Below are 24,300 nucleotides of genomic sequence, written 5' to 3'. Positions count from 1 at the left end.
GGCTTCGACGACTTGATTGTAGGCGCGCGCTACGGCGATGACGGCGGTGGCGAGGCCGGTGAGGCTTATGTGGTGTTCGGCTCGGGATCCGGTTTTGGCACATTGGTGGGAAGCCGCCGGGTGATCGACCTCACCTCGCTGACCGCTGCCCAGGGCTTCATCATCCAGGGCGATCTGGCGGGTGATTACGCGGGCTACGCGGTGTCTACGGCGGGGGACGTCAACGGTGACGGCTTTGATGACCTGATTGTCGGGGCTTTCGCAGGCGATGACGGCGGCACCTCCGCAGGCGAGGCCTATGTGGTGTTCGGCTCGGGATCCGGTTTTGGCACATTGGTGGGAAGCCGCCAGGTGATCGATCTCACCACGCTGCCAGCGGCGCAGGGCTTCATCATCCAGGGCGACGTGGATGGAGACAACGCGGGCGCGTCTGTTTCTTCAGCGGGCGATGTCAATGGTGACGGACTTGATGACTTGATTGTGGGCGCCAACGGAGGCGACGACGGCGGCGCGTGGGCTGGAGAGGCTTACGTGGTATTCGGCTCCGGCTCCGGCTTTGGCACGCTGGACGGCACAGGCCGCCGGGTGATCGACCTCACAACAATCACGCCCGCGCAAGGCTTCATCATCCAGGGCGATAGGGGAGGCGATTACGCGGGTTACTCGGTATCTTGTGCTGGCGATATCAACGGCGACGGTTTTGAAGATATCATCGTTGGGGCCTACGCTGGCGATGACGGCGGGGCAAATGCCGGCGAGGCCTATGTGGTGTTCGGCTCAGCCTCTGGGTTCGGCGCGGTGGATGCCACGGGCCGCAGCGTCATCGACTTGACCACGCTCACGGCGGGGCAGGGTTTCATCATCCAGGGTGACACAGACCTGGACTTGGCAGGTTTTTCCGTATCAGGAGTGGGGGACGTCAACGGTGACGGCTTTGATGACCTGATCGTTGGGGCTTCGCGAGGCGACGACGGTGGCATGGATGCGGGCGAGGGCTATGTCATCTTCGGCGGGGCCTTTGGCAGAACCGTCGTTACCACTGGAACTTCAGCCGCCGAACTGCTCATGGGCTCCACCGGCAACGATACGCTCACCGGCGGCGGCGGTGCGGATTCCCTGCGCGGCGGCGCGGGCAATGACATTCTGGCGGTCTCGGACCTTGCCTTCCGCGGCGTTGACGGCGGCACGGGCACCGATACGCTGCGGCTGGACGGTGCGGGGCTGTCGCTGAACCTCAATGCCGTCACGTCGAGCCTTATCGACTCGATCGAGCAGATCGACCTCACCGGTACGGGCAATAACAGCCTCACCCTCAGCCGTCTTGCGGTGCTGGGCATCACCGAGGAGCGTTCGGCCGGAGCCGCCATCCTCACCGTGCGCGGCAATACCGGAGACTCGGTCAACTTCTCTGACAGCGGCTGGGCCTATCAGGGCAGCACGGTGATCAACGGAGTCACCTACGGGCGCTACACTAACGGTATCGCCGAGGTGCGCATCGAGTCTGGCGTGAGTCCCGTGCCTCAGACCATCGACCTCACCTTCCTCAGCGCCTCGCAAGGCTTCATCATCCAGGGCGATGTGTCGAGTGATCAGGCTGGCTACTCCGTGTCGCAGGCAGGTGACATCAACGGCGACGGCTTCGACGACGTGATCGTCGGCGCATTCAGAGGCGACGATGGCGGCCTCAACGCCGGCGAGGCTTATGTGGTGTTCGGCTCGGCGTCCGGCTTCGGCACGGTGGACGCCACCGGGCGCTGGGTGATCGACCTCACCTTCCTCACCGCCACCCAGGGCTTCATCATCCAGGGCGACGTGGACTTTGACGGTGCGGGCTGGTCGGTCGCCTCGGCCGGTGACATCAATGGCGACGGCTTCGACGACATGATCGTCGGGGCCCGCTATGGCGGCGACGGTGGTGTAGGTGCGGGAGAAGCCTATGTGGTGTTTGGGTCAGCATCTGGCTTCGGAACACTGGTGGGAAGCCGCCGGGTGATCGATCTGACCACGCTCACGGCGGCCCAGGGCTTCATCATCCAGGGCGACGTGGCAGGCGACCAGGCAGGTGTTTCAGTCTCATCGGCCGGCGACGTCAACGGCGACGGCCTTGACGATTTGATCGTCGGCGCCAGCGGCGGTGACGATGGCGGTGTGGATGCCGGCGAGGCCTATGTGCTGTTCGGCTCGACCGCCGCTTTCGGCGCGCTGGTGGGAAGCCGGCGGGTGGTGGATCTGACCAGCCTCACGGCGGCGCAGGGCTTCATCATCCAGGGCGATACGGCGGGTGACCGGGCTGGCTGGTCGGTCTCCTCGGCGGGCGACATCAATGGCGACGGCTTCGACGATCTGATCGTGGGCGCCAGCGATGGCGCTGACGGCGGGACTGCTGCCGGCGAGGCCTATGTGGTGTTCGGCTCCGCCTCGGGCTTTGGCACGCCGGTGACGGCAGGTGGTTTCACCCGTCAGGTCATCGACCTCACCACGCTCACGGCGGCGCAAGGCTTTATCATCCAGGGCGATGTAGCGGGTGACAAAGCGGGCTGGTCGGTCTCCTCGGCGGGCGACATCAACGGCGACGGCTTCGATGATCTGATTGTGGGTAACTATGGCGGCGATGACGGCGGCAATAATGCCGGCGAGGCTTATGTGATCTTTGGAACCGCAGCTGGTCTCGGTGCGGCTGACGCGACAGGCCGCAGGGTGATCGACCTGACCTTCCTGACCCCGGCGCAGGGCTTCGTCATCCAGGGCGATACGGTAAATGACTACGCTGGCGCATCTGTATCTCTGGCGGGCGATGTCAATGGCGACGGTTTTGACGATCTGATTGTGGGCGCCCTCGGGGGCGGCGATGGTGGCGCGTGGGCTGGAGAAGCCTATGTGATCTTTGGCACAGGTTCAGGCTTCGGCACGCTCGACGGCACGGGCCGCCGGGTGATCGACCTCACCTTCCTGACCGCCGCCCAGGGCTTCATCATCCAGGGCGATGATGGGAGTGACACTACGGGCAGATCGGTTTTGGCAGCCGGCGACGTCAATGGTGATGGCTTTGATGACATGATCGTCGGCGCAGATGGTGGTGAGGGCGGCGGTCCGGCTGCCGGCGAGACCTATGTGGTGTTCGGCGGGGCCTTTGGCCGGACGGTGACGACCACCGGCACAGCGGTGGCCGAGCTGCTGATCGGCTCCACCGGCAACGATACGCTCACCGGCGGCGGCGGAGCGGACTCGCTGCGCGGCGGCGCGGGCAATGATATTCTGGCGGTCTCGGACCTGACTTTCCGAGCCGTTGACGGCGGCACGGGCACGGATACTTTGCGGCTGGACGGCGCGGGGCTGTCGCTCAATCTCAATTCTGCCTCGGCAAACCTCATCGACTCGATCGAGCAGATCGACCTCACCGGCACCGGCAACAACAGCATCACTCTCAGCCGCCTTGCGGTGCTGGGCCTTACCGAGGAGCGCTCGTCCGGAACCACGGTTCTCACCGTGCGCGGCAATGCCGGAGACTCGGTCAACTTCTCTGACAGCGGCTGGGCCTATCAGGGCAGCACGGTGATCAACGGAGTCACCTACGGGCGCTACACTAACGGTATCGCCGAGGTGCGCATCGAGTCTGGCGTGAGTCCCGTGCCTCAGACCATCGACCTCACCTTCCTCAGCGCCTCGCAAGGCTTCATCATCCAGGGCGACGTGGCAAGTGACTATGCGGGCTACTCGGCATCCTCGGCTGGCGACGTCAACGGTGACGGTTTTGACGACCTGATTATCGGTGCCATTTGGGGCGATGACGGCGGCACAAATGCAGGCGAAGCCTATGTGATCTTCGGGTCCGCGTCGGGCTTTGGCACGCCGGTGACCGTGGGCGGCTTCAGCCGCCAGGTGATTGACCTCACCAGCCTCACGGCCGCGCAAGGTTTTATCATCCAGGGCGATGCGGCGGGCGACGGAGCGGGCCAGTCGGTCGCATCGGCAGGCGACGTCAATGGCGACGGCTTCGATGACATGATTGTCGGTGTACGTTTTGGTGACGACGGCGGGGTGGATGCCGGCGAGGCCTATGTGATCTTTGGCGCCGCCTCGGGCTTCGGCACGGTGGATGGCACGGGGAGGTTGGTGATCGACCTCACTAGCCTCACCGCCGCCCAGGGATTCATCATCCAGGGCGATGCGGCAGGTGACTGGGCGGGTTTCTCGATCGCCTCGACAGGCGACGTCAATGGTGACGGTTTCGACGATCTGATCGTGGGAGCGCTGGCGGGCAGTGACGGCGGCACAAATGCAGGCGAAGCCTATGTGATCTTCGGGTCCGCGTCGGGCTTTGGCACGCCGGTGACTGTGGGCGGCTTCAGCCGCCAGGTGATTGACCTCACCAGCCTCACGGCCGCGCAAGGTTTTATCATCCAGGGCGATGCGGCGGTCGATGTAGCGGGCAGGTCTGTTTCTTCGGCGGGCGACATCAACGGCGATGGCTTTGAGGATCTGGTCGTTGGTGCGATGCGGAATGACGATGGTGGCGCCGACGCCGGCGCGGCCTATGTGATCTTCGGTTCAGCCGCTGGTTTCGGCACGGCCGTCACGGTGGGTGGCTTCGTCCGGCAGGTGATTGACCTCACCTTCCTCACACCTTCGCAGGGCTTCATCATCCAGGGCGATGTGGCGGGGGATTTGGCGGCCTGGTCTGTTGCCTCGGCGGGAGATGTGAATGGCGATGGCTTCGACGATCTGATCGTTGGCGCCCCTTATGGCGACGACGGCGGCGGCGATGCGGGCGAGGCCTATGTGGTGTTCGGTTCGGCGTCGGGCTTTGGCGCGCTGGTTGGCAGCCGCCGGGTGCTCGACCTCACCACGCTCACAGCGGCACAGGGATTCATCATCCAGGGCGATGTGGCGGGCGACAGGGCGGGCAGCTCAGTCTCCTCGGCGGGTGATATGAATGGCGATGGCTTCGACGACCTGATCATTGGCGCTCATAATGGCGACGATGGCGGCGCCGATGCAGGCGAGGTCTATGTGGTGTTCGGTTCGGCCTCTGGCTTTGGCGCCGTTGATGCCACCGGCCGCCGGGTGCTCGACCTCACCACACTCACGCCTTCACAGGGCCTCATTATCCAGGGCGATGTGGCGGGAGACAAAGCCGGATGGTCTGCCGCGGCGGCGGGCGACGTCAATGGCGACGGCTTCGATGACCTGATCGTCGGCGCGTATGGCGGCGGTGACGGCGGCTTCATGGCGGGCGAAGGCTATGTGGTGTTCGGCGGCGCCTTCGGCAGAACGGTGGTCACCACCGGCACCGCGGCGGCGGAAATCCTGATCGGCTCCACCGGCAATGACACGCTCACCGGGGGCGGCGGGGCTGACTCGCTGCGTGGCGGCGCGGGCAATGACATTCTGGCGGTCTCGGACCTGACTTTCCGAGCCGTTGACGGCGGCACGGGCACGGATACTTTGCGGCTGGACGGCGCGGGGCTGTCGCTCAATCTCAATGCCGTTTCCGCCAACCTTATCGACTCGATTGAGCAGATCGACCTCACCGGTACGGGCACTAACAGCCTCACCCTCAGCCGTCTTGCGGTGCTGGGCATCACCGAGGAGCGTTCCGCCGGAGCCGCCATCCTCACCGTGCGCGGCAATGCCGGAGACTCGGTCAACTTCTCCGACAGCGGCTGGGCCTATCAGGGCAGCACGGTGATCAACGGAGTCACCTACGGGCGCTACACTAACGGTATCGCCGAGGTACGCATCGAGTCTGGCGTGAGTCCCGTGCCTCAGACCATCGACCTCACCTTCCTCAGCGCCTCGCAAGGCTTCATCATCCAGGGCGATGTGGCGGGTGACTATGCGGGCTACTCGGCATCCTCGGCGGGTGACGTCAATGGCGATGGCTTCGATGACCTGATCATCGGCGCGATTGGGGGCGATGACGGCGGCGACAGAGCCGGCGAGGCCTATGTGGTCTTCGGCTCGGGCTCCGGCTTCGGTGCGCCGGATGGCGCGGGCCGCCGGGTGATCGACCTCACCGTGTTCGCGGCGGCGCAGGGCTTTATCATCCAGGGCGATGAGGTGGGTGACTGGGCAGGCTTTTCGGTCGCCTCGGCTGGCGACGTCAACGGCGACGGTTTTGACGACCTGATTATCGGTGCCATTTGGGGCGATGACGGCGGCACCAGCGCCGGCGAGGCCTATGTGGTCCTCGGCTCCGGCTCCGGCTTCGGTGCGCCGGATGGCACCGGCCGCCGGGTGATCGACCTGACCACGCTCAGCGCCACGCAGGGCTTTATCATCCAGGGCGACGTGGCGGGTGATTCCGCGGGCTTTTCGGTTGCCACGGCGGGCGACATCAATGGCGACGGTTTCGACGATCTGATCATCGGCGCGTTTGGTGGCGATGACGGCGGCAGCAACGCCGGCGAAGCCTATGCGGTGTTTGGAACAGCATTGGGCTTCGGGACGGTTGATGGAACTGGCCGCCGGGTGATCGATCTCACCACGCTCAGCGCCACGCAGGGCTTTATCATCCAGGGCGATGTGGCGGGCGACCAGGCGGGCATCTCGGTGGCTTCGGCGGGTGACGTAAATGGCGATGGCTTCAACGATCTGATCGTTGGCGCCCGCTATGGCGATGATGGCGGCAATGATGCCGGTGAGGCTTATGTGCTATTCGGATCGAGTTCCAGCTTGGGCGCGATCGACGCAACTGGCCGCCGGGTGATCGACCTCACCACGCTTAACGCCACGCAGGGCTTTATCATCCAGGGCGATGTGGCAGGCGACCAGGCGGGCTTCTCAGTTGCCGCTGCGGGTGACGTAAATGGCGATGGCTTCAACGATCTGATCGTTGGCGCCCGCTATGGCGATGACGGCGGCAATGATGCCGGCGAGGCCTATGTGGTGTTCGGAACGGCGTCGAGCTTCGGGACGGTTGATGGAACCGGGCGCCGGGTGATGGACCTTACCACGTTCAACGCTTCGCAGGGCTTTATCATCCAGGGCGATGTGGCGGGCGACCGAGCGGGTATCTCGGTGTCTTCGGCGGGTGACGTAAATGGCGATGGCTTCGATGATCTGATCGTTGGGGCGAGAAGGGGCGATGACGGCGGCACGGATGCCGGTGAGGCCTATGTGGTGTTCGGCACGGGATCAGGCTTTGGGACTGTTGATGGAACCGGCCGCCGGGTCATCGATCTCACCTTCCTGACCCCTGCGCAAGGCTTCATCATCCAGGGTGATGTGGCGGGAGACCAAGCGGGCCGGTCGTCTTCGGCGGGCGACGTCAACGGCGACGGTTTCGATGACCTCATTGTCGGCGCGTCATATGGCGATGACGGCGGCGCGGACGCCGGCGAGGGCTATGTGATCTTCGGCGGTGCCTTTGGCAGAACCGTCGTTACCACTGGAACTTCAGCCGCCGAGCTGCTCATTGGCACCACCGGCAACGACACGCTCACCGGCGGCGGCGGGGCGGACTCCCTCCGCGGCGGCGCGGGCAATGATATTCTGACGGTCTCCGATACCGGCTTCCGCAGTGCTGACGGCGGCACTGGCACCGACACCCTGCGTCTTGATGGTTCAGGCCTCACCCTGCAGCTTGACAGCCGCGTCGAGGGCGTCGAGATCTTCGATATCGCCGGAAGCGGCGCCAACACGCTTGAGGTTGAAGCCCGTGACGTGCTGGCGGGTGAGTATGACCGGCTAGTCAATTTCACGGCTTCTTCGGCTCCCACGCGCATCGTGATCGAGGGTGGTGCTGATGATGACGTGGTCCTCTTCGACATTGACCCTGATGGTACAGGCCCCCTGCCGGATAGCCACATCTGGCAGCAGACGGCCAGCGATGTCTGGCTGAATGGCGGTGCGGGCGGACCCTATGATCTCTGGTCTCTCAGTGCCAATGGCAGCGTTGCCGCGATGCTGGCCATCGACGCGGATATCGAAGTCATGCTGTTTACCTGACAACAGCCTCGCGCAACCCACGGCAGAGATGCTCGGACATGGACACTGGTTCGCCTGATGTCCGGTCATGCCATGAGTGGAGAGCGCGCTGCTTGAACAATTCAGCTCTGAATCTTGCCGACCCCGCGGTTCATGGCCAGGCGGCGCCTGGCATCCGCACACCCGAGGGGGATGAGGAGACAGCCGCCGGGCCGCCTTTTTCGGCCAGTGTCTCACCAGGTTTTACTGACTGGCTGGCAAGCCAGCGCTGCAGTCTTGCCGTCTCCACCTACCAGGTCGGCAAGCTGCTGTTGTTCGGCGTCAAGCCTGACGGCCGATTGTGGGTGTTCAACCGGACGATCGGCAAATGCCAGGGGCTAAGCGTTCACAACAGCAGCCTGTGGGTGAGTGCCGACAGCCAGATCATCCGGTTTGATGATGCCGTGGCGGGGGCTCAGACGGCAGAACAGGGGCCTGATGCCCTCTACATGCCCCGCACTATCCATTTCACCGGCGATGTCGATGCCCATGACATGGTTGTCGCAGGAGATGGCCGCCTGGTGTTTGCCAATACGCTTTTCAGCTGCCTCGCTGCCGTGAGCGCCGAACGAAGTTTTGACGTAGTCTGGAAACCTTCCTTCATCTCGCAGATCGCCCCGGAAGACCGTTGTCATCTCAATGGTGTTGCCCTGCGCGAAGGTGCGCCTGCCTGCGTCTCGATTGTGGCGGCGAGCGATACGCGTGAAGGCTGGCGCGACCAGCGCGGCGATGGAGGCAGGATCATCGATGTGCGCTCTGGCGACACGCTGTGCGAAGGTCTCAGCATGCCGCATTCGCCTCGCTATCACGGTGGCATGCTGTGGCTGCACAATTCGGGCACTGGCGAATTTGGCTATGTCGAGCGGCCAAGCGGGCGGTTCCAGCCAGTGGCCTTCTGTCCAGGCTATCTGAGGGGCTTGAGCTTTCTCGATGGCTTTGCAGCCGTTGGCCTGTCAAGGCCGCGGTCCAGCAAGACCCTTTCCGGGCTTGCTCTCGATGCCGCGCTCGAACGGCACAGGCAGACGGCGCAATGTGGTCTGCGTATCATCGACCTTCAGTCGGGTGAGACACTGCACTGGCTGAAGATCGACGGTGTGATTGACGAGCTTTATGACGTGGCGATCTTGCCGGGCCGGGTGCGGCCTGCCCTGATGAGCCCGGCTACGCCTGAGGCCCGGCGCATGATCGTTGTCTGAGGCTCAGAACAGGTTGAAGCTGAATTCGTGGGTAAGGCCGAGGCCACCATAGAACTGGTTGGCGCTGCCCTCCTTGACGAGGGGACTGTCTCCGGCATCACCGATCAGCCTGTCCCAGCCCCCGCGGGCCCGCAGGGTCAGCTTGTCCGTGAGTTCATAGCTGGCGTTGACGGCAACACCCACGGTACTGAACCCGGCACCTGCATCGTAAGGGCTGTCGAAGTTTGGGCTATCGTCGGCCTCTTGCGCTGTGATGCCGAAATAGGTGCTCATGTAGTCATCCGAGCCCCAGCCTGCCCGCGGCCCAAGCATGACTTCCGTCTTTTCTGTAGGCTTGCCGATGACATCCAAACCGAACTCCGCCACCTGCCCGGAATAGCCGTTGAAGCCCTGCCGCACCTCCACGAAGCCGCGCAGCCAGTCATGGCGATAGGCAATGCCCAACCCTGCCTCAAGCGACCAATCGACGTCTTCCATGCCTTCCAGCTCGTTTGAATTGCCAGCGTCACGCTTGCCGATGAAATTGAAGGACGGGTAGACCGACAGACGTCTGGTCTGGTTTTCTGCTACGTCACCGACGCCAGGCACAAAGAATTTCCCTACGGCAAACAGTGGATAGGGAACGAATATGGTCTCGTCCGAGCCTGGATAGCGGGGCTGAGCCATGACGCCAGCACCAAGGTCGATCACATATTGCCGTTCAGTAGAGTCTTCCGCCTGTGCCGAAGGTGCTGCGCTCAGCGCGAACAGGGCGAGGGCAATAAGGGATTTGCGCATGTACATCATTCACTCAGTTTCGAAGCAGTGTCGATTATAGCAATTTCCAACTTTGGCGTCATCCGTTGTTTGTGGCCGAACTTCCTGCCACTTCGCCGCGGCCGATGAACTCGCGGTCGATGGCGGGCAGCGGCTCGCCTGCAAGTGTGGCCTCAAAGGCCCGCAGGCGCTTGTAGATCGACAGGAACTCGACGATCGATGGCCAGGACTTTACCAGATACTGCATGGCATCCCGTACCTCGCCGAAAGAGGCGCGCACCTGCTGGAAAATACCAAAGGTGATGGCGCCCGATGCTATGGCGGGAACGAGCACGAAAAATGGCAGCAGCGTGTCCGCCTGCAGATATCCATAACGCACCACGTTGAAGTAGAGATAATTGAAATAGAGCCGGAAGTAGTTTCTCCGAACGCCCTCGAACAGTTCCTTCAGCGTGCGCGGGTTGGCGCGGCCGGGGTCGTCCTCGCCATAGACCAGCTCCTTGCGGTAGGCCGCCTCGACGCGCTGGTTGCGGAATTCAAGTCCGGGAAGCCTGATACCCACCACGGCGAGCAGTCCGGTTCCGAATACGGCCCAGAGTAGTGAAACGATGACCAGCGAATAAGGAATGCTGCCCAGAACGGGTATCGCCGGGATCTTGTGCGACAGGGCAGCCAGGATCGGCAGGAATGCGATGAGTGTCATGATCGCGCTGATCAGGCTGGTACCAAGATCCTCGAACATGCGTGCAAAGCGCATGGTGTCTTCCTGGACTCGCTGGGCCGCGCCCTCGATCCGGCGCAAGTCGGCCCAGCGTTCTGTGTAGAAGCTGTTCATGGCGGTCCGCCAGCGGAACACATAGTGGCTGGTGAAAAATGCATTGAGCACGGCAATCGTGATGTAGGTCAGGAGCACCCCGGTGATTTCGGCGAGTCCGACGTACAGGTCAGAGGCAGGAACCTCTCCCTTGGTGGTCGGATCCAGCGCTTTCTGTATCAGGTCGAAATACGTCCCATACCAGTCATTGATGGTGACGCTGACTTCAACCATGAAGTAGAGCACGAAGATGATCAGCGCCGAACCCAGTACTGACCAGTTGAAATAAGGGTGTGGGTCGAGCCGACGCCAGATGGCGGCGAAGATCGCGACTGTCCCGCCGAAATAGACATAGAACCATAGGAAGGGTGCGGAGAAGAACCGCGAGACGCCGACGATGGGAGCCGTGCCCTCCGGAGGATTGGCGAGACCGATGAGGCTGCCGGCATCCCGTGCCAGGAAGAACCAGACCAGCACCGCTGCCAACGACCACAACACGGCGGAACCGAAGAACAGTCGTGGAGACGGGAAAAAGGAGACGAACATCGGGAAGCCTTTCCTTGGAGACTCATGCTAGATGATAATGATTGCACGATTAGGCATGTGGGCGGCCGCAGGCAAATGAACTTCATTTCAGGCAGATGACGCTTCCGATCCCCTTGCAGTCCGCAATTGCAGAATGGCTGGGCCTGGCCCGGTCTCGAGGTGGCGGCAACCGCGGCGGAAGCGATGCCCTGTCCACGATCTATCGCGCCGGAGGTCACAGCCGCGATGTTGATCTGGCCTCCTATCTCGTGGCCAGGCTGCCTGCGACCTATGCTGCCGTGATCCGGGTGCTGGCCGAACTGGGGCGCCGCCGCCCGGACTTTGTGCCTGTGAGCCTTCTGGATGCTGGCTGCGGCCCTGGCACTGCGGCCTGGGCGGCCTGTGCGCTGTGGTCCGGGCTTCGACAGGTGACTCTGCTCGACAGCGTGCCCGCCATGATCGAACTTGCCGCTGCTCTGGCACAGCACGGTCCCCCAGCGTTGGCAGCCTCGAGGCGGATCATGGCGCAGGTCGACCGGTTGCCCCAGGACGTAGCGGCGGATCTTGTCGTCGCATCCTATGTTCTGGCCGAAAGCCCAGCACGCGCAGCCTCGGCCGCGGCCCTCGATTTGTGGGCGGCAAGCCGGTCCGTCCTGGTGATCGTGGAGCCCGGAACGCCGCAGGGCTTTTCACGACTCAGGGCAGCGCGCGAGGTGCTTCTCGCCGAGGGCGCGGTGCCGGTGGCGCCATGCCCGCACGATGGTGCTTGTCCGGTGATGGGCCATGACTGGTGTCATTTTCGAGTGCGGCTGCCGCGCAGCCGCGCCCATATGCACGCCAAAGGAGCAACGGTTCCTTTCGAGGATGAGCCTTTTTCCTACCTCGTCATGGCGCGGGAGGGACATGCCACGGGCGGGGCGCGGGTGCTCGCGGCGCCCCGGCAATCCAAACCGGGAATTGACCTCAAGCTCTGTCATGAGGGTCGCATCGAGATCCGTCATATTGCTCGGCGGCAGGGCACGGCCCACAGACATGCCAGCAAACTGGGCTGGGGCGATCTCGTGTTCTCCGGTCCAGCTGAGGAAAAAGAGTCATGACGCGCCGCCAGATTTCCTCAGGTTCCAAATTCGAGTCCGAGATCGGCTATTCCCGCGCCATCGTTGACGGCGACTGGATTTGGGTGTCCGGCACCACGGGGTTCAATTACGACACCATGACCATATCGGCGGATGTCGCCGAACAGGCCGACCAGACCTTCCGTAATATTTCAGCGGCCATGGAGAGGGCGGGCTTCAGCCTCCAAGACGTGGTGAGAGTAACCTATATTCTGCCCGACGCTGGTGATTTTGAGCCCTGCTGGCCGGTGTTCCGCAAATACTTCAGTGAAATGCGTCCCGCCGCCACCGCCCTGATTGCCAATCTCATCGACCCACGCATGAAGATCGAGATCGAAGTGACGGGCAAGCGGCGAGCAAGCCTCGCTTGACAGGGGGGAGGGGCTCCTCTATCACCCGCGACGTTGAATTGCGGGTGTAGCTCAGTTGGTTAGAGCGTCGGCCTGTCACGCCGAAGGTCGCGGGTTCGAGCCCCGTCACTCGCGCCATTCAGAAAGCGATGAGGGCCGCCACTAAGGCGGCCCTTCGTGTTTCAAGGGGCTGGTGAATTATTCTGAGAGAACATAGGTGACCGCCGAGACGAGCCCAACATCCGGGTTCTCAGCGCAGTACTCGCCGATGCTCTTGCCGACTGAGTCCATGCTGCCGAGGTCGATGGTGGTGTCGCTGGCCTGGCCGCCGGCGTAGCCAAGAAGCCAAGAGAACATGAAATTCACTTCATCCTCCTTCATGGTCTCGAGTTCCGCGCATTTGACCGTCGCCATGTCGACGGTTTCAGCTGCGGCGGGCATGGCGAATGCGAGTGCCGAGATCGCCGCTGCGGCAAGGGTCCGTTGCATGGTCATGTTCCTTTCTTGGGGTGGTTGATGGACGGTTTTCTGTCGCACAGATTTGATACCGGCTCATGATTCCCTTGGGAAGTCCAATCCGACCTGGCAAAGATTGGCCGATAGCCCAGGCTTCCGGCCTCCAGGCCGGATAGCCGTCTAAGCCATTTTGTCGCGCATGATATTAAGTGTCTGTTGTAGCAAGAAGAATTCGCGGTTTGTGAGGTATCGCGGCAAGCCATGCGCGATCTCTGTCAACCATCTTTGACAACTACTCTGAAAAGCTTGCGGGTCAATGGTCGGTGCGCTACCAAGCGGCGGAGTTTCGTCTGCCGACCCGGCAGACGGAGGGGCGGAAGCACATGCCTGATTTATTGAGAGAATATCTGCCTATCGTGATTTTCCTCGGGGTGGCGATCGGATTCTCCCTGATTTTGCTGATCACGCCGATTCTGATCGCTTTCCGCAACCCGGATCCTGAGAAACTCTCGGCCTATGAGTGCGGATTCAACGCCTTCGATGATGCCCGCATGAAGTTCGACGTGCGCTTCTATCTTGTGTCTATTCTGTTCATCATTTTCGACCTTGAGGTGGCTTTCCTGTTTCCCTGGGCTGTCTCGCTCAAGGAGGTCGGGGTATTCGGCTTCTGGTCGATGATGGTCTTCCTCGGCGTGCTAACCATTGGCTTTATCTACGAGTGGAAGAAGGGAGCGCTGGAATGGGATTGATCGAACAGGCAACCCCTGAGCAGCGTCTGGCTTTCGCTGGCATCAATGCCGAGCTTGCCGACAAGGGCTTCCTCGTCACTGCGTCCGATGATCTCATCAACTGGGCCCGCACCGGTTCACTGATGTGGATGACATTTGGTCTGGCCTGCTGTGCGGTGGAAATGATGCAAGCCTCCATGCCCCGGTATGATCTCGAGCGCTTTGGTTTCGCGCCACGCGCTTCGCCCCGCCAGTCGGATGTGATGATCGTGGCTGGCACGCTGACCAACAAGATGGCACCCGCTCTGCGCAAGGTCTATGACCAGATGCCAGAGCCCCGCTATGTGATTTCCATGGGCTCCTGTGCCAATGGCGGCGGCTACTATCACTATTCCTATTCAGTGGTGCGCGGTTGCGATCGCATCGTGCCGGTTGATATCTATGTTCCGGGCTGTCCGCCGACTGCCGAGGCGCTGGTCTATGGCATTCTGCAGTTGCAGAAGAAAATCCGCCGCACCGGGACGATCGAGCGCTGAAATGACAGAAACCCTCGAAGAGCTCGGCCAGCATATATCCTCCCGCCTGGCAAAAGCCATCAGAGGCTTTCACGTGGCCTATGGCGAGCTGACCTTGGAGGTCGAAGCTGCCGATATCGTTGGCGTGCTGTCGTTCCTGCGGGATGATGAAGCCTGCCGTTTCGTCTGTTTCGTTGATATTTGTGGGGTCGATTACCCCGAACGCGAGACGCGTTTCGACGTGGTTTATCATCTGCTATCGCCCTACAAGAACCGGCGCATCCGCGTGAAGATCGAGACCGACGAGGAAACCCCGGTGCCGAGCGTCATCCCCGTGTTCCCCGCCGCCAACTGGTATGAGCGTGAGACCTTCGATCTCTACGGCGTGCTGTTCGCGGGCCACCCTGATCTGCGCCGCATTCTCACGGATTACGGCTTCGCGGGCCATCCTCTGCGCAAGGATTTCCCGCTCACCGGCTACGTCGAGGTGCGCTGGGACGACGAGGCCAAGCGCGTGGTTTATGAACCGGTGAAACTCGTGCAGGAGTTCCGTTCTTTCGACTATTTGAGCCCATGGGAGGGACCGGATTACGTGCTTCCGGGCGATGAAAAGGCGAAGCAGTGACCGACAGTTCCTCCACCCGCAACTTCTCGATCAACTTCGGGCCGCAGCACCCCGCGGCGCATGGCGTTTTGCGCCTGGTTCTGGAGCTTGACGGCGAGGTCTGCACCCGCGTCGACCCGCATATTGGGCTGCTGCACCGCGGCACCGAAAAGCTGATCGAGCACAAGACATATCTGCAGGCCGTGCCCTATTTCGACCGCCTCGACTATGTGGCGCCGATGAACCAGGAGCACGCCTGGTGCCTGGCCATTGAGCGGCTACTTGGCATTACGGTTCCAAAGCGCGGTCAGCTGATCCGCGTGCTCTATTGTGAAATCGGCCGTGTCCTGTCACATCTCTTGAACGTTACCACCCAGGCCATGGATGTCGGCGCTTTGACCCCGCCCTTGTGGGGCTTCGAGGAGCGCGAGAAGTTGATGGTGTTCTATGAGCGGGCGTCAGGCTCGCGCATGCACTCGGCCTATTTCCGGCCGGGCGGCGTCCACCAGGACATTCCGCCGGAACTGGTCGAGGATATCGGCCGGTTCTGTGAAGGCCACAACAAGGTTTTGGACGATATTGAAGGGCTTCTCACCGACAACCGCATCTTCAAGCAGCGCAACGTCGACATCGGGGTTGTATCGCTGGAGGAGTGTTTCGCCTGGGGCTTCTCAGGCGTCATGGTGCGGGGCTCGGGCGCTGCCTGGGATTTACGCCGCGCCCAGCCTTATGAGTGCTACGACGAGATGGAGTTCGATATCCCCATCGGCAAGAACGGCGATTGCTATGACCGCTACCTGATCCGCATGCAGGAAATGCGGGAGTCAGTGAAGATCATGAAGCAATGCGTCCAGCGTCTGCTTGGCGCCGAGCGCGAGGGGCCGGTGTCGGCGCCAAATGGCAAGGTGGTGCCGCCGAAGCGCTCAGAAATGAAGCGCTCGATGGAAGCGCTGATCCATCATTTCAAGCTTCACACCGAAGGCTTCCATACACCGCCCGGCGAGGTCTATGCGGCGGTTGAGGCGCCGAAGGGCGAATTTGGTGTCTATCTGGTCTCGGATGGCACCAATAAGCCCTACCGCGCCAAGCTGCGGGCCCCCGGATTCGCGCATCTCCAGGCCATGGACCATATTTGCCGCGGCCACATGCTGGCTGATGTCTCGGCAGTCCTTGGCTCTCTCGACATCGTTTTTGGTGAGGTGGACCGGTGAGTGTACGCCGACTTCATGCCGCGCAGCCTGAGAGTTTTGCCTTCAGCCCGGAGAATCTCGCCTGGGCGAAGGAAACCATTGCCAAGTACCCCGCCGGTAAGCAGGCCTCGGCGGTGATCCCGCTGCTGTGGCGGGCGCAGGAGCAGAACGACAATTGGGTGTCGAAGCCGGTCATCGAATGCGTGGCGAACATGCTGGGCATGGCCTACATCCGTGTGCTCGAGGTGGCGACCTTCTACACCATGTTCCAGCTGCAGCCAGTGGGCAAGCTGGCCCATGTGCAGGTCTGTGGCACCACGCCCTGCATGCTGCGCGGCGCCGAGGCACTCAAGGATGTGTGCAGAAACCGCATACACCATGATCCGCATCATCTCTCGGACGACGGCAAGTTCTCCTGGGAAGAGGTTGAATGCCTGGGTGCCTGCGTAAATGCGCCGATGGTACAAATTTTCAAGGACACCTACGAAGACCTGACGCCGGCGGCGCTCGAAAAGCTGATCGACGATCTGGCGGCGGGCCGCAAGGTGAAGGTGGGCCCCCAGATCCAGCGTCATCACGCCTCGCCGGAGGGCGGGCCGACGACCCTGACTGACCCTGCGCTCTATGAGGGGCAGCGCACATTCATCCGTGTCGAGCCGCCACCGCCACCTCCGGTGGACGCTGCCGCCGCGCCGAAGACGTGAGATCGAGACATGCTCGCTGACAAGGACCGCATCTTCACCAACATCTACGGCTTCCACGACTGGGGCCTCGAAGGTGCCAGGAAGCGTGGCTGCTGGAACGGCACCAAGGGCTTCATCGAGAAGGGCCGCGACTGGATGGTCAACGAGGTCAAGGCCTCGGGGCTGCGCGGCCGTGGTGGCGCTGGCTTCCCGACCGGCCTCAAGTGGTCGTTCATGCCGAAGGTGATCGGTGAGCGGCCGCACTATCTTGTGGTCAATGCCGATGAGTCCGAGCCCGGCACCTGCAAGGACCGCGAGATACTCAGGCATGAGCCGCATCTGCTGGTCGAGGGTTGCCTGCTGGCCGGCGCCGCCATGGGCTGCCATACGGCCTTCATTTATGTGCGTGGCGAGTTCATCCGCGAGCGTGAGCATCTGCAGGCCGCCGTCGACCAGGCCTACGAGGCGCGCCTCATCGGCAAGAACAACATTCATGGCTGGGACTTCGAGATCGTCGTCCACCATGGCGCTGGCGCATATATCTGCGGCGAGGAGACCGCGATGCTGGAAAGCCTCGAGGGCAAGAAGGGCCAGCCGCGCATGAAGCCGCCCTTTCCAGCCAATGTCGGACTCTACGGCGCGCCGACCACGGTGAACAATGTCGAGTCGATCGCCGTCGCAGGCACCATCATGCGCCGCGGCGCAACCTGGTTCAATTCCATCGGACGTCCCAACAACGCGGGCACCAAGCTGTTCTGCATTTCGGGCCATGTGAACCGGCCCTGCGTGGTTGAGGAAGAACTCGGAATAACGTTCCGTGAACTGATCGAACGTCATGCGGGCGGTGTGCGTGGCGGCTGGGATAATCTGTTGGCCGTGATCCCTGGGGGCTCGTCGGTGCGCATGGTTCCCGCCGCGCAGATCATCGATACGCCGATGGATTTCGACTCCCTCTCCAAGCTGCGCTCAGGTCTCGGCACGGCGGCCGTGATCGTCATGGACAAGTCGACCGACCTGATAAAGGCGATCGCCAGGCTTGCCTATTTCTATAAGCACGAGTCGTGTGGCCAGTGTACACCTTGCCGTGAAGGTACGGGCTGGATGTGGCGGGTGATGACCCGCATGGCCGAGGGTCGCGCCGAGAAGCGCGAGATCGATATGCTGCTCGACGTGACCAAGCAGATCGAGGGCCATACCATCTGCGCGCTGGGTGATGCCGCGGCCTGGCCGATCCAGGGCCTGATTGCGCATTTCCGCCACGTGATCGAGGAGCGGATCGACCAATATGCGGCCAACCCCGATCATGACGGCGCAGTGCGCCGGATCGCGGCAGAGTAGGGGGTACCATGAAACTGCATGGCGTTACCGAACGGCTTGACGTGAACGACGCCAACCTTTCCGGATCGACATTCAACGATGCCAATCTGTCGGGTTCGCAATTCAGCCAGATGAACTTTGCAGGCGCGTCATTCGACGATTGCAATCTGTCTGGATGGCGAATCAACGACGTCAACCTGTCTGGAACGAGAGTTGAGGACGCCAATCTTTCCGGCGCGGTGCTCGCGGGTTGCCGGTGGACTGGCGCCACCATCAATGGCATCGCCGTCCAGGATTTGCTTGACGCATATGAGGCTCGTAATGCACCTCGCTGAACTCAATATCGGCAAGTTCAGATACCCGACGGACGATCCGCGCATGGCGGAGTTCATGGAAAATCTTGACCGCGTCAATGCCATCGCCGAGCGCTCCCCCGGCTTTGTGTGGCGCCTTAAGGGCGACAACAACAACGCCACGGAGTTTCGCGTGGGCGACGGCATGGCGGTGAATCTCTCGGTTTGGGAGGATGTGGCGTCGCTTGAGAACTATGTCTTCAAGACCGTGCATGTGCATTTCTACCGGAAGCGCGATGCCTGGTTCGATCTGATGGAGAAGCCGCATTTCGTGTTGTGGTGGGTGCCTGAGGGACACTTGCCAACGCTCGATGAAGCCTATGCGCGGCTCATGCATTATGAGGCCGAAGGGCCTTCGGACCAGGTTTTCGGCTGGAAAGAAGTCATGGATGAACAGCGCATGCGGGCGCTCCGCTGTGCGTGAGGACTGAACAAGATGCCCAAAATCAAAATCGACGGCACGGAGATCGAAGTCGAAAACGGCCTTACGCTGCTGCAGGCCTGCGAGCAGGCCGGCGCGGAAGTGCCGCGCTTCTGCTATCATGAGCGCCTGTCGATTGCCGGCAACTGCCGCATGTGCCTGGTCGAGGTGAAGGGCGGCCCGCCGAAACCGCAGGCCTCCTGCGCCATGTCGGTCAATGATCTGCGCCCCGGCCCCAATGGCGAGCCGCCGGAAGTTTTCACCAAAACACCGATGGTGAAGAAAGCCCGCGAAGGGGTGATGGAATTCCTGCTCATCAACCATCCGCTGGATTGCCCGATCTGCGACCAGGGTGGCGAATGCGACCTGCAGGACCAGGCCATGGCCTATGGCATCGACAAGAACCGTTTCCACGAGAACAAGCGCGCCGTCGAGGACAAGAACCTCGGGCCTCTCATCAAGACGGAGATGACCCGCTGCATCCAGTGCACCCGCTGCGTGCGATTCACTACGGAAGTGGGCGGCATCGAGGAGATGGGTGCCACCGGCCGCGGCGAGGACATGGAGATCACCACTTATCTCAATCGCGCCATTTCCTCGGAACTCCAGGGCAATGTCATCGACCTCTGCCCGGTAGGCGCGCTGACCTCGAAGCCCTATGAGTTCAAGGCGAGACCCTGGGAATTGCGCAAGACCCCGACCATTGATGTGATGGATGCGGTGGGCTCAAACATCCGTGTCGACGCGCGCGGCCGCGAGGTGATGCGTATCCTGCCGCGCACGCATGAGGACGTGAACGAGGAGTGGATTTCCGACAAGACCCGCTTCGTTTGGGATGGTCTGAAGACCCAGCGTCTTGACCGGCCCTATGTGCGCGATTTCGGAAAACTGCGTCCGGCGAGCTGGGCCGAAGCCTTCCAGCGTATCGCCCAGCGCATGAAGGGCGTGAAGCCAGAGCGTATTGGGGTCATTCTTGGTGATCTGGTGGCTGCGGAGGAGGCGTTTTCACTGCGTCAGCTCGCGGAGCAGCTTGGCATCAAGAACATCGACTGCCGCCAGGATGGTTCGCCGCTGGGCGAGAGGGGTGGCCGGGCGGGCTATCTGTTCAACGCCGGCATTGCGGGTATTGAACAGGCGGACTCGATCCTGATCATCGGCAGTAATCCGCGGCTTGAGGCGCCTGTCCTCAATGCCCGCATCCGCAAACGCTACCTGAAGGGTGGCTGCAAGATCAGTCTGATAGGCGAACCGGCCGACCTGACCTATCCCTATGCCTATCTCGGTGCAGGCCCAGACTCCCTCACCTCGTTGCTGGCCAGTGCACAAGCCACTTCAGCCAAGCCAATGATCATCGTGGGGCAGGGTGCGATCGCCCGGCCGGACGGGCGCCAGGTTCTTGCAGCTGCCTATGAGCTGGCAGATAAGCTTGGCGCCATCAGGGATGGCTGGAACGGCTTCAGCGTGCTCCACACCGCTGCAGGCCGGGTGGGGGCGCTCGATGTCTGCGCGCTGCCCGGCAGTGATGGCGGGAAGAGCACCCGCGAGATGCTCGACGCGGCGAAAACGGGGGAACTCGACATTCTCTTTCTCGCGGGCGCCGATGAAATCGACACCGGGGCTTTGGGTTCCAGTTTTGTGGTCTATACCGGGACCCACGGGGATGCCGGGGCGCACCGCGCCGATGTGATCCTCGCTGGCGCTGCCTATGTCGAAAAGCAGGTAACCTTCGTCAATACCGAAGGACGGCCTCAGATGACCGAGCGGGCATCCTTCCCGCCGGGAGATGCCCGCGAGGACTGGGCGATCTACCGCGCCCTTTCGGAAATTCTGGGATCCACTCTGCCGTGGAATACGCTGGATGAGTTGCGCGCGGCCATGTACAGGCAGGCGCCGCAACTGATGAAGCTCGACCAGCGGATGGAAGCTTCGACTGCGGAACTCGCCGACCTTGCAACGCAAGGCGGGACGATGTCATCTGATGCCTTCCGCTCGGCGGTGCGTGATTTCTATATGACCAATCCGATTGCCCGCTCTTCCCGGACCATGGCGGAGTGTTCTGCCCTCAAGAACGTGCAGGCGCTGGAGGCAGCGGAGTAGGTCATGACCGAGGTGCTTCTCACCCTTTTGTTCTTTGTGGCGGTCAGTTTCGGTTTCATGTCCGGGCTGCTGATCATCGTGGCCTATCTCCTCTGGGCTGATCGCAAGATCTGGGCGGCCGTGCAGATGCGCCGGGGCCCGAATGTCGTCGGCCCCTGGGGCCTGTTCCAGTCCTTTGCAGACCTTATCAAGTTTGCATTGAAGGAGGTGGTGATTCCCGATGGCGCCAACAAGGGCGTCTTCATAATTGCGCCGCTGGTTACCGCCTCGCTGGCGCTTGCAGCCTGGGCGGTCGTGCCAGTGTCGGAGGGGTCGTTCTTCGGTCTCGTTGAGGGCAAATGGGTGATCGCCGATATCAATGTCGGCATTCTCTACCTGTTTGCCCTGTCATCTCTTGGTGTCTATGGCGTCATCATGGGCGGCTGGGCCTCCAATTCGAAGTATCCGTTTCTGTCGGCCCTGCGTTCAGCGGCTCAGATGGTGTCCTACGAGGTCTCCATCGGCTTTGTCATCGTCACCGTCTTGCTCTGCGCGGGTTCGATGAACCTCACTGAAATCGTGCGTTCACAATCCACTGGCCTTGGCACCATGCTTGGGCTGCCTGGCTCGATTCTCGACTGGTACCTGTTGCCCCTGCTGCCAATGTTCGTCATCTTCTTCGTGTCGGCCCTGGCTGAAACCAATCGCCCGCCGTTTGATCTGGTCGAGGCTGAGTCCGAGCTCGTCGCAGGCTTCATGGTCGAATATTCCTCCACGCCCTATCTCCTGTTCATGCTAGGTGAATACGTGGCGATCGTGCTCATGTGCGCGATGACTACCATTCTCTTTCTCGGCGGCTGGCTACCCATCGTCGATATCCCGCCCTTCAACTGGATCCCCGGGTTCCTGTGGTTCCTGCTGAAGGTGATCTTCGTGTTTTTCATGTTCGCCATGGTGAAGGCCATCGTGCCACGTTATCGCTACGACCAGCTCATGCGGCTTGGTTGGAAGGTCTTCCTGCCGGTGTCGCTGTTCTGGGTTGCGCTGACGGCGGGCGTGCTCGTGAGCTTCGGGTGGGCGCCATGAATTTTGCTGGTTTGCTCGGGGGCTTGCTGTTTCTTGTCATCGGCATCGCCGAGTTGGCGGTGGCCAGCCGCTTTCTGTACCCGGCGCTGCGTCAGCGCCATGAGATGGCCAAGCTCAACCAGTCGCAGGGTATCAAGCCTGCCACCATCATGGCGCTCATTAGGTTCCAAAGCCTGGTGTTGCTTCCTGTGCTGGGTGGCATCCTCGGCTCGCGCATGAAATTCGGGGGACCCGCATGAGGCTCGCACAGGCTGCCCGATCGCTTTTTCTTAAGGAGTTTCTTGCGGCAACAGTGCTTGCTCTGCGCTATTTCTTTGCCCCAAAGGCAACGGTGAACTATCCGAACGAGAAAGGGCCTGTATCGCCAAGATTTCGGGGTGAGCATGCGCTGCGCCGGTATCCAAATGGGGAGGAACGGTGCATTGCCTGCAAGCTGTGCGAGGCGGTGTGTCCTGCGCTGGCCATCACCATCGAGGCCGGACCGAGGCGCAATGATGGCACACGCCGCACCACGCGCTACGACATCGACATGGTCAAGTGCATCTATTGCGGATTCTGCCAGGAGGCCTGCCCGGTCGATGCAATCGTGCTTGGGCCCAATTTCGAGTTTGCCACCGAAACCCGCGAGGAGCTTCTGTTCGACAAGCAGAAACTGCTCGACAATGGTGACCGCTGGGAGCGTGAAATCGCGAAGAGTATCGCGATGGACGCACCCTACCGCTGAAGGAGTCGTCATGGTTGCCGCGCTGTTTTTCTATCTGTTCGCCGCCGTTGCGGTCGCATCCGCCGTGATGGTGATTTCGGCGCGCAATCCGGTGCATTCGGTGCTGTTCCTGATTCTCTGCTTTTTCAATGCCGCCGGCCTGTTCGTGCTTCTGGGGGCAGAATTCCTCGCCATGATTCTGGTCGTGGTCTATGTCGGCGCCGTGGCGGTTCTGTTCCTCTTCGTCGTGATGATGCTGGATGTTGATTTCGTCGAGTTGCGCGAGGGCATGCTGAACTATCTGCCGGTGGGGGCCTCCATTGGCCTCATCGTTCTGGTTGAACTCGCATTGGTGGTGGGAAGCTGGGCGATTGATCCGTCCAGCGTTCAGGCGCGCGGCGCCCCAATTCCTGAGGGCGTCTCCAACACCGAAGCCCTGGGCCGTATTCTCTACACGGAGTTTCTGTTCTACTTCCAGGCTGCCGGACTTGTGCTGCTTGTCGCAATGGTGGGAGCCATCGTATTGACCCTTCGTCACAAGCATGGCGTCAAGCGTCAGGATATCGCAACCCAGGTAGCCCGCAATCCGGCGAGCGCCATCGAGATTGTCAAGGTGAAGCCGGGGCAGGGGATCTGAGACATGGACATCGGGCTCTCGCACTACCTGACGGTCGCCGCCATCCTTTTCACGGTTGGCATCTTTGGCATCTTCCTGAACCGTAAGAACGTGATCGTCATTCTCATGTCAGTGGAACTGATCTTGCTCGCCGTGAACATCAATCTGGTCGCCTTTTCGAGCTTCCTTGGCGATCTTGTTGGTCAGGTGTTTGCACTGCTCGTTCTCACCGTCGCCGCAGGCGAGGCCGCCATTGGCCTTGCAATCCTCGTCACCTATTTCCGCAACCGCGGCACCATCGCGGTTGAAGACATCAATCTCATGAAGGGCTGACGGGAAACATGCACGCCGTCCTGACTGCCATCGTCTTCCTGCCGCTCGTCGGCGCGATCATCGCCGGTCTCCTTGGCACTCGCTTGTTCAAGGGGCTGGGCAGCGATGCCGAGGTGTATGGCGGTCATCATGGTCATGGGAATCATCAGGCGCATGGCTCTCACGACGCCCATGATCATGACGACCACAGCCATCATGGGCATTATGCTGGACCCAAATGGCCGATGTATCTCACCACGGGCCTGCTCTGCCTCGGCGCCGTATTGTCCTGGTATGTATTCGTGGGCTTCCTGCACGAAGCCAGCGTTGAGAAGGTTGATGTTCTGCGCTGGATCAACTCCGGGGCGCTGGCTGCAAACTGGACGATCCGGGTCGACACACTCACCGCCGTTATGCTGGTTGTCGTCAACACCGTTTCTGCGCTCGTGCACATATACTCCCTCGGGTACATGAGCCACGACGAGCACCAACCGCGCTTCTTTGCCTATTTGTCTC

21 protein-coding genes, 1 tRNA gene and 1 pseudogene are annotated in these 24,300 nt (G+C 61.6%); 20 read left to right on the top strand and 3 right to left on the bottom strand.

All coding sequences use genetic code 11. The annotated features are described in order from the left end of the window. Positions 1-12 precede the first annotated feature (12 nt). Together ACILRN_RS05000 and ACILRN_RS04995 are read left to right on the top strand one after the other, a co-directional pair. Positions 13-7,950 (top strand): beta strand repeat-containing protein, encoded by a 7,938-nt coding sequence (locus ACILRN_RS05000; RefSeq protein ID WP_395686132.1) that lies wholly within the window; start codon positions 13-15, stop codon positions 7,948-7,950. A gap of 92 nt (positions 7,951-8,042) precedes the next feature. Further along, a complete protein-coding gene (locus ACILRN_RS04995) occupies positions 8,043-9,164 on the top strand; it encodes a TIGR03032 family protein (protein ID WP_395686130.1) in 1,122 nt (373 codons plus the stop codon). Positions 9,165-9,167: 3 nt separating this feature from the next. On the opposite strand, the gene ACILRN_RS04990 is transcribed toward ACILRN_RS04995, so the two are convergent. Both ACILRN_RS04990 and sbmA read right to left on the bottom strand, forming a co-directional pair. Next, positions 9,168-9,941 (bottom strand): MipA/OmpV family protein, encoded by a 774-nt coding sequence (locus ACILRN_RS04990; RefSeq protein WP_395686129.1) that lies wholly within the window; start codon positions 9,939-9,941, stop codon positions 9,168-9,170. A 58-nt stretch (positions 9,942-9,999) separates the two neighbouring features. Next, complete coding sequence (gene sbmA, locus ACILRN_RS04985) at positions 10,000-11,280, bottom strand: peptide antibiotic transporter SbmA (protein WP_395686127.1); 1,281 nt, start codon at positions 11,278-11,280, stop codon at positions 10,000-10,002. A gap of 95 nt (positions 11,281-11,375) precedes the next feature. Between sbmA and ACILRN_RS04980 the strand changes: the two genes are divergently transcribed. The 3 genes from ACILRN_RS04980 (at position 11,376) to ACILRN_RS04970 (ending at position 12,862) form a co-directional block, all read left to right on the top strand. Next, positions 11,376-12,356, top strand: a complete 981-nt coding sequence (locus tag ACILRN_RS04980) for a small ribosomal subunit Rsm22 family protein (protein ID WP_395686125.1) — start codon at positions 11,376-11,378, stop codon at positions 12,354-12,356. Then, positions 12,353-12,745, top strand: coding sequence for a RidA family protein (locus tag ACILRN_RS04975; RefSeq protein WP_395686123.1), 393 nt, complete (start codon positions 12,353-12,355; stop codon positions 12,743-12,745). Before ACILRN_RS04980 ends, ACILRN_RS04975 begins: the two co-directional genes overlap by 4 nt. A 40-nt stretch (positions 12,746-12,785) precedes the next feature. Beyond that, positions 12,786-12,862: transfer RNA gene (locus ACILRN_RS04970), tRNA-Asp, on the top strand. 60 nt (positions 12,863-12,922) lie between these two features. Here ACILRN_RS04970 and ACILRN_RS04965 read toward each other — a convergent pair. Next, a complete protein-coding gene (locus ACILRN_RS04965) occupies positions 12,923-13,219 on the bottom strand; it encodes an HdeA/HdeB family chaperone (RefSeq protein WP_395686121.1) in 297 nt (98 codons plus the stop codon). A gap of 344 nt (positions 13,220-13,563) precedes the next feature. Between ACILRN_RS04965 and ACILRN_RS04960 the strand changes: the two genes are divergently transcribed. From ACILRN_RS04960 to ACILRN_RS04890, 15 genes and pseudogenes are all read left to right on the top strand, one after another. After that, entirely contained in the window at positions 13,564-13,929 is a 366-nt protein-coding gene (locus ACILRN_RS04960; RefSeq protein WP_395686134.1) for an NADH-quinone oxidoreductase subunit A, read from the top strand. Then, positions 13,920-14,444 (top strand): NuoB/complex I 20 kDa subunit family protein, encoded by a 525-nt coding sequence (locus ACILRN_RS04955; RefSeq protein ID WP_395686120.1) that lies wholly within the window; start codon positions 13,920-13,922, stop codon positions 14,442-14,444. Before ACILRN_RS04960 ends, ACILRN_RS04955 begins: the two co-directional genes overlap by 10 nt. Position 14,445: 1 nt before the next feature. Then, positions 14,446-15,048, top strand: coding sequence for an NADH-quinone oxidoreductase subunit C (locus ACILRN_RS04950; RefSeq protein ID WP_395686118.1), 603 nt, complete (start codon positions 14,446-14,448; stop codon positions 15,046-15,048). After that, positions 15,045-16,238 (top strand): NADH-quinone oxidoreductase subunit D, encoded by a 1,194-nt coding sequence (locus tag ACILRN_RS04945; protein WP_395686117.1) that lies wholly within the window; start codon positions 15,045-15,047, stop codon positions 16,236-16,238. Before ACILRN_RS04950 ends, ACILRN_RS04945 begins: the two co-directional genes overlap by 4 nt. Then, positions 16,235-16,921: an NADH-quinone oxidoreductase subunit NuoE gene (gene nuoE / locus ACILRN_RS04940; RefSeq protein WP_395686116.1), complete on the top strand. Its 687-nt coding sequence runs from the start codon at positions 16,235-16,237 to the stop codon at positions 16,919-16,921. The genes ACILRN_RS04945 and nuoE overlap by 4 nt, the downstream gene beginning before the upstream one ends. A 9-nt stretch (positions 16,922-16,930) precedes the next feature. Next, complete coding sequence (gene nuoF, locus ACILRN_RS04935; RefSeq protein ID WP_395686115.1) at positions 16,931-18,238, top strand: NADH-quinone oxidoreductase subunit NuoF; 1,308 nt, start codon at positions 16,931-16,933, stop codon at positions 18,236-18,238. 8 nt (positions 18,239-18,246) lie between these two features. Continuing rightward, a complete protein-coding gene (locus ACILRN_RS04930; protein WP_395686113.1) occupies positions 18,247-18,552 on the top strand; it encodes a pentapeptide repeat-containing protein in 306 nt (101 codons plus the stop codon). Then, the gene (locus ACILRN_RS04925) at positions 18,539-18,994 is read left to right on the top strand and encodes a DUF3291 domain-containing protein (protein WP_395686111.1); all 456 of its coding nucleotides are present in this window, start codon (positions 18,539-18,541) and stop codon (positions 18,992-18,994) included. The genes ACILRN_RS04930 and ACILRN_RS04925 overlap by 14 nt, the downstream gene beginning before the upstream one ends. Before the next feature lie 12 nt (positions 18,995-19,006). Next, complete coding sequence (nuoG, locus tag ACILRN_RS04920; protein ID WP_395686110.1) at positions 19,007-21,088, top strand: NADH-quinone oxidoreductase subunit NuoG; 2,082 nt, start codon at positions 19,007-19,009, stop codon at positions 21,086-21,088. A 3-nt stretch (positions 21,089-21,091) separates the two neighbouring features. Then, entirely contained in the window at positions 21,092-22,153 is a 1,062-nt protein-coding gene (gene nuoH, locus ACILRN_RS04915; protein WP_395686108.1) for an NADH-quinone oxidoreductase subunit NuoH, read from the top strand. Further along, entirely contained in the window at positions 22,150-22,392 is a 243-nt protein-coding gene (locus ACILRN_RS04910) for a hypothetical protein (protein WP_395686107.1), read from the top strand. Before nuoH ends, ACILRN_RS04910 begins: the two co-directional genes overlap by 4 nt. Continuing rightward, positions 22,389-22,877, top strand: a complete 489-nt coding sequence (gene nuoI, locus ACILRN_RS04905) for an NADH-quinone oxidoreductase subunit NuoI (RefSeq protein WP_395686106.1) — start codon at positions 22,389-22,391, stop codon at positions 22,875-22,877. Before ACILRN_RS04910 ends, nuoI begins: the two co-directional genes overlap by 4 nt. Positions 22,878-22,887: 10 nt before the next feature. Next, positions 22,888-23,493 carry an NADH-quinone oxidoreductase subunit J gene (locus tag ACILRN_RS04900; RefSeq protein ID WP_395686103.1) on the top strand — a complete coding sequence of 202 codons (606 nt, stop codon included), beginning with the start codon at positions 22,888-22,890 and terminating at the stop codon, positions 23,491-23,493. 3 nt (positions 23,494-23,496) lie between these two features. Beyond that, entirely contained in the window at positions 23,497-23,805 is a 309-nt protein-coding gene (gene nuoK, locus ACILRN_RS04895; protein WP_395686102.1) for an NADH-quinone oxidoreductase subunit NuoK, read from the top strand. An 8-nt stretch (positions 23,806-23,813) separates the two neighbouring features. Next, positions 23,814-24,300, top strand: a pseudogene (locus tag ACILRN_RS04890) (NADH-quinone oxidoreductase subunit L); the annotation flags it as partial.

The organism is Aestuariivirga sp., from assembly GCF_044238155.1.
Classification (GTDB): domain Bacteria; phylum Pseudomonadota; class Alphaproteobacteria; order Rhizobiales; family Aestuariivirgaceae; genus Aestuariivirga.
This window is presented reverse-complemented; position numbering and strand designations above follow the sequence as displayed.